We start from the raw sequence: 3,238 nt of genomic DNA, 5'->3' as shown, positions 1-3,238 counted from the left end.
GCCGATGTTGATGAAGAGGGAGGCATGGTTCGGAATCGCCTTGGCGACCAGCTGTCCGATCCGCCGCTTGGCGTCGACGTTCAGGACCTGCCGCTCGGCATAGGCGACGTTCTCCACCGACGAGGTGAGGCCAGCGCCGCCATGGTAGCGCTGCAGCAGGTTCTGCTCGCACAGCTCGGACAGGTCCCGTCGGATCGTCTGCGGGGTGACGCGCAGGTCGTTGGCCAGTTGGTCGACGGAGACATAGCCGGTCCGCTTGGCACGCTCGAGGATCTGCTCACGACGGTCGCGGGTGGACAAGGGACGCTCTCGAGCTCGGTGTTGGACATGTCCGTCAGATCCCATAGGCCGCCGGAGCCATCGATGCCAGCTGGCCATGACGTCACGTTGGACAGGTGCGGCCGCTGCACGTATGAGGCTGCAACCCCCTGGTGCTGACCGCCTGCCCGGCACCACCGCCACTGCTTCGGAGCTGGCCGAGCGATGCAGCCCGTCCCGGTGCCTGCCCACGTCATGCCGGTCTATGTCTGGTGCATGGGACAGGACGACAATATCGGCGACGTCGTGCTGCGGCGGCGCCTGCTGGACGAGTTGCGGCCGATCGGACCGCTGCACGTGTTCCTTGGCGACGCGGCGTCGGACGACTTCGTGACGGCGCTCCGCCTCGGTTCTGGCGACATCGTGATCCGCGATTCGAAAGCCTGGACGCCGGCAGTTCTGCACGCGGCCAGGCAAGGCCCCATCCTCTGCGTCGGCAAGCCAGGCGAGCTGCCTACCGATACCGCCCGGCTCCGCCGCTCGCTGCGCCGGCTGCTCCTGCACTGGCAGGTCGGCCGGAAAGGTGGCGCGGTCGTGCAGCTGGGGATCGGCGCGCGGGAGCAGCCACGACGCCTGATGCCGTTGTTCCGCCTGTCGTTTCGCCTGCACCACATGGTCCGCTGGCGGGATCCGCGGTCGCACGCGCAGTTCCGCCTGGGCTCGGTCATGCCGGACTGGGGATTCGACGATTTTGGTCCCACTTCGACGCCGCTGCCGGGCGATGGCAGAGGACCGAGGGAACTCGTCGTCCTGTCGCTGCGCGGGGACCGTCCGGCGCCAGGGCAGGCCTGGCTGGAGGGCGTGCGGGCCTTCTGTCGCCGGAGCGCATTGCGGCCGATCGTGGTCACCCAGGTCCGGCGCGACGCCGACCAGAGCCGTCACCTCGCGCGCAGGCTGGATGCCGAACTGGTCGACTGGGGTGCCGAGCCCCATGCCCAGCAGGAGCAGCGGCTCCGGCGGACCTATGCGCGTGCAGCCCTTGCGGTCAGCGATCGATTGCACGTGCTGATCGTGGCGTTCACGGAAGGAGCGGTGCCGCTTTGCCTGGTCGACCGGCCGGAAGACAAGATCGGTCGGCATTTCGAGGCGATCGGCTATCGGGACGCCAGCATCGACGTCTCCGGCCTCCCGGCGGAGAGGATTGCCGGGCAGCTCGAGGCGGCACTCAGGCGGCAGGACGAGGCCGGTGGCGCTCGCACGGTCGCGGTGAACATGATCGCCGAGGCAGGGCGGGACCTGCGGACGCTGGTCGCTTCACGCGGCCGCCCGACCAGATGACGGTTTCTTCCTAGTGGCGGCTGCCGCACCCGCAAAGCGCCCTCAAAGTCTGGGCACCACCGCCGTCCGTGGTGCGATCAGCACCGTGTTCTGGCAGTCGAACCGCGCGGTGCTCCAGCTCGTCGCGGTGGTGGTGCTCTCGCGGCTGCTGGCCCCGCACGATGTCGGCCTGCTCGCCATGGTGCTCGCGATCACCGGCTTTGCCGAACTGCTGCGCGACTTCGGCCTGTTCACTGCGGCAGTCCAGGCCAAGTCGCTCTCGCCTGCGCAGAAATCGAACCTGTTCTGGGTCAATACTGGCATCGGCGCATCGCTGACGCTGATCGTGTTCGCCTTGAGCTGGCCGATCGCGCTGCTCTATGGAGAACCGGATCTCGTCGTCATCACGCAGTGGATAGCACCCACCTTCCTGCTCAACGGCATCGCGACCCAGTTTCGGGCCGAGCTGAACCGGCGGATGCGTTTCAACGCGCTGAGCCTGTCGGAGCTGGTGCCGCAGGTCGCCGGTCTCGTCGTGGCGGTGCTGGTGGCGCTCCAGGTGCCGCGCTACCCTGCCCTGATCGCCCAGCAGCTCACGGTCAGCATGGTCGGCCTGCTCTTCGTGGTGCTGGCGGCCAAGTGGCGACCGGGCCTGCCGAGCAGGAAGAGCGGCGTACGGTCGCTGCTGCGCTTCGGCGCCGGTCTCGTGGGCACCCAGTCGCTCGCCTATGTCACGAAGAACATCGACAACGTGTCGATCGGCTATGTCTGGGGCGCAGCCACGCTCGGCATCTACGGGCGGTCCTACCAGCTGATCATGATGCCGCTCGGCCAGTTCACCGCTCCTCTCTCTCGAGTAGCCATTCCCGTCCTGGTCAAGCTGGTCGACGACACGAAGGCATTCAGTAGCTACCTGCTCGCCGGACAGTCGGCGACCGGACTGTGCAGCTGCACGGCCTATGGCCTGATCATCGGCTTGGCCGAACCATTCATCACCGTGGCCCTGGGCGACCGTTGGCAAGGAATGGTTCCGATCGTTCAGGCGCTGGCGGTAGGCGGCATCTTCCGGGCCCTCGGCCAGGTGTCCTTCTGGATCTTCATCGCCAAGGGCCTGACCGGTCACCAATTCCGCTTCTATCTCATGACCCAGCCGATGATCAGCCTGCTCATGGTGGCGGGCCTGCCTTGGGGGGGAATAGGGGTCGCGATCGGCCACTCGATCGCCTACGTGCTGTTCTGGTTCACCCAGCTCTGGTGGGTCGGTCGCGTCGCGTCGATGGATACGCGGCCGCTGATGTGGAACGGATTGACGATCTTCGGCGCTGTCGCCGTGCCCAGCATCGCCATCAGCTTCGCCGCAACGCTGCTGATCGCGTCGCCCTGGCTTCAGCTGGCCGTCGGCACGGCCGTTGTGGTCCTGGTACAGGGCCTCATTCTCCTGCTGCCGGGGCCAAGGCGGCAGGTGACACGGCTGCGGGCCCTGCTCCGCGGGCGAAAGATCCAAGCCGCACCATGATCGGCGTTCCGTTCGTGAGCGTGATCATCCCGGTCTGGAATGCGCCCGATGCCCTTGCATGCTGTCTCCAGGCGCTGGAGCGGCAGGACTATCCGAAGGACCGTCACGAGGTGATCGTGGTGGACAACGGGTCGACCGATGGCACCC

Annotated in this window: 4 protein-coding genes; 3 read left to right on the top strand and 1 reads right to left on the bottom strand. The window is 67.1% G+C overall.

Annotation, left to right across the window (positions count from 1 at the left end; genetic code table 11):
• A partial coding sequence (locus tag VHL31_RS17445) for a DeoR/GlpR family DNA-binding transcription regulator (RefSeq protein WP_329662516.1) occupies nucleotides 1-300 on the bottom strand: 300 nt, incomplete at its 3' end.
• Nucleotides 301-483: 183 nt separating this feature from the next.
• Between VHL31_RS17445 and VHL31_RS17440 the strand changes: the two genes are divergently transcribed.
• The 3 genes from VHL31_RS17440 to VHL31_RS26705 all read left to right on the top strand — a co-directional run.
• Nucleotides 484-1,596, top strand: coding sequence for a hypothetical protein (locus VHL31_RS17440; protein WP_329662515.1), 1,113 nt, complete (start codon nucleotides 484-486; stop codon nucleotides 1,594-1,596).
• Between the two features lie 13 nt (nucleotides 1,597-1,609).
• Nucleotides 1,610-3,091 (top strand): lipopolysaccharide biosynthesis protein, encoded by a 1,482-nt coding sequence (locus tag VHL31_RS17435; protein ID WP_329662514.1) that lies wholly within the window; start codon nucleotides 1,610-1,612, stop codon nucleotides 3,089-3,091.
• Nucleotides 3,088-3,238, top strand: a 151-nt coding sequence (locus VHL31_RS26705; RefSeq protein ID WP_349262473.1) for a glycosyltransferase, incomplete at its 3' end; no start/stop codon positions are given. The genes VHL31_RS17435 and VHL31_RS26705, both read left to right, overlap by 4 nt.

The organism is Geminicoccus sp. (assembly GCF_036263595.1).
Classification (GTDB): domain Bacteria; phylum Pseudomonadota; class Alphaproteobacteria; order Geminicoccales; family Geminicoccaceae; genus Geminicoccus.
This window is presented reverse-complemented; position numbering and strand designations above follow the sequence as displayed.